This window comes from Kiritimatiellia bacterium (assembly GCA_028715905.1).
Taxonomy (GTDB): Bacteria; Verrucomicrobiota; Kiritimatiellia; order JAAZAB01; family JAAZAB01; genus JAQUQV01.
The window spans coordinates 1-2,565 of sequence record JAQUQV010000140.1; the positions used below are offsets into that span (position 1 = coordinate 1).

The 2,565-nt window shown below is 54.5% G+C and carries 2 protein-coding genes; both read right to left on the bottom strand.

Annotated elements, in window-relative coordinates:
• Nucleotides 1-1,188, bottom strand: coding sequence for a carbohydrate binding domain-containing protein (locus PHP98_12260; GenBank protein MDD5484402.1), 1,188 nt, complete (start codon nt 1,186-1,188; stop codon nt 1-3).
• Nucleotides 1,189-1,279: 91 nt separating this feature from the next.
• Nucleotides 1,280-2,389: a GntR family transcriptional regulator gene (locus PHP98_12265; protein ID MDD5484403.1), complete on the bottom strand. Its 1,110-nt coding sequence runs from the start codon at nt 2,387-2,389 to the stop codon at nt 1,280-1,282.
• Nucleotides 2,390-2,565: the final 176 nt, after the last annotated feature.

Here is a 2,565-nt window from a genome sequence, read left to right on the forward strand (position 1 = left end):
TTATTCGTAAATCTTCAGCCACCCGAACGTTATTTCACCCTTGCCCTTGAAACCGTCCGGCTGGTCGTTCAAACCAATGGCCACCCGCGTTATGGGCAACTCCAGGGTCTGGTTCTTGTCCCCGCCCCAATGCTCGCACGACACGTCCCACTTGCTCTCCGGCCCCCTGATCAGGTCGGCAAACGACTTGTACACCGTCTTCCACCCCCGCCAATAAACCAGCCCGAGCGGCAGATAATGCGCCTCCCCGCTCTTGTCATACAACACCGCGTCCAGTTCATGCCCGGACCCGTCCCCATATACCCGCAATGCCAGCATCGTTCCCCCGGCAATGGACGCGTCCGCCGTCAGCAGGACGGCGTCATGTTTGGCCGAAGTAAAAACATACCTCAATTTCAAGCCCGGCTTGCCCTCGCACGCGTTTTTAGCGTCGCTCTGAAGCAAAACCCCTTCCGGCGCTTCGGCCGGCTCTTCATTCACATGCGCCGACAGTTTCCATATCTTCGGATCGTCAAACGTCAGAGAATATACTTCCTTGCCCAGCTTGACCGGCCCTAAATCAACCAGCCGCATGTCGTCAACCCAAACCTCGCCCGGTCCGTAAAACAGGAACGGATACACGGGAGCATTGCATGTCCCTATCGCATTTACGGGCGTTTCAAACGTTTTCTCAATGTATTCCCAGTCAAAACTTGTTTTTCTCACGCTTGCACTGCCACCGAAGCTCTTATTGGTTGTCTGCCCATTCTGCACACAAGACAACCGGCCTTCATTATACAACAATACAAGTTTTCCAGCGTCGGATATATTTGCCTTCACCCAGGCCGATATTTTATATTTCCGGTTGCCTTCAAATGCAAAATGCTGAGAAAAACCGCCATGATACCCGTCTTTATCCGACCGGAGACGGAGGCCTTGCTTCCCCTCATGGGCGGTCCGGCTCAACTCCCAGTCGCCGGGAACGGAGCCGCCATAATATCTCCAGTCGGCCGGAGCGCCATCCTTCCCCTCCTCAAATCCGCCGTTTTTCAACAAATTGATATAATCCGTTGACTCGCTTTCCGGCGCCGCATCTTCCGCAAATGCGCCCGCCCCCGTCTGCAACAACATCACGAGGACACATGCGCATATAAGCCGCGCCCTTTTTTCCAACATGCCGTTCAAGCGATCTCCATGTTTTCTTTTCATTTTTTGTCTCCCCTGATTGTCTATTTATCCGTCTCTTTCTTTTGTTGCCGGAGCGCATTTGAACCGCAGTGCCGGCCTTGAAGCGCCGGTATTATCCCCCCGGTTTGCAGGTTGATTGGCGGACAATAAGCTTGCCCTTTATAACAACCTTCTGGCGGGCCGCCTTCCCATTGATTTTTTCCAGTATTTTTGCGGCCAAAGCCCTGCCCATTTCATAAAACAGAGTTTGTACCGCGGTTAAAGGCGGAACCGCAGCCCTGGCAAGCGGAAAATCGCCAAAGGAAACAACGGATACCTGCTCCGGACATTTGAGCCCCATTGCGCGTAGCGCCTCTAATGCTCCCCAGGCCATGGTGTCGTCCCCCATGATCAGCGCGGTCGGACGTTTTTTCGCTTCGCATACCGCCTGCGCAAGGCGGAATCCTTCCTCGGCCGTGTAATAACTGGATTTGATCTGCCGTTCGTATTCCGGAACACCCGCGTCTGACATCACCGCGGCATATCCTTCCCTGACGGCATTTGACACTTCGGAATAATCAGGGCCGTTCAACAACGCTATCCGGCGGTGTCCTAATTCAACCAAATGCCGCGTCAACAGAACGGACGCTGACTTATAATCAAACATGACCGTATCTGCCCGATCAAAACGATTGCAAAGCACGCTGTACGCGGCCTGCCGGCTTATATTGTCCAGGTCTTTCCCGGGCACTTGCTGGAGGGTAACAATCAGACCCGACAATTCCCCGGCGCGGCTGATTCCCGAATAGTCCCCGCTCCGGATCATCTCCGGAGTCACCAATGCCAATTCAAGGCGGCAGGCGTGCTGATTCAGCACATTGCAGATTCCGCGCATAAATTCCGTCTGAGCCGGATGATTGATGAATTCTGGATTTGGCAGAACGGTCATCCCGATCCGCCGCGCCGCGTCTTTTTCAGGAGCCAAGCGTTTTCTGACATAAGTTCCCCTGCCCCATACCTTCTCAAGAACCCCCTCGTTTACCAGATCTTCCAGCGCGCGCCTGAGCGTTAGCGGGGACACCTGAAAAGTTTTTGCCATTTCCCTTTCCGGCGGCAGTCTGTCCCCCCGGCGCGCGCCGCGCAGAACCTTTCTTAAAATTTGACCGATCTGGTAATGCCGCGGCACGGCGCGCTGTTTATCAACCTTGCCGCAACCGGCCAACAATAGGAAGGGCTGTTTCATTGTTATGTTTCCATGTAACACTTTTTGCAAGTTCCGTCAAGGCGAAGATCAGGGAGATTTTATTGCGGAAGGGGCACATCGGGGACAAGGTCGGCAATCCGCGCCGGCTTGCCGGTCCGCATGCTTTTGTTGGCGGCTATCCCCACCAGAATGCTCATCGCGCCGGCCCTGTAATC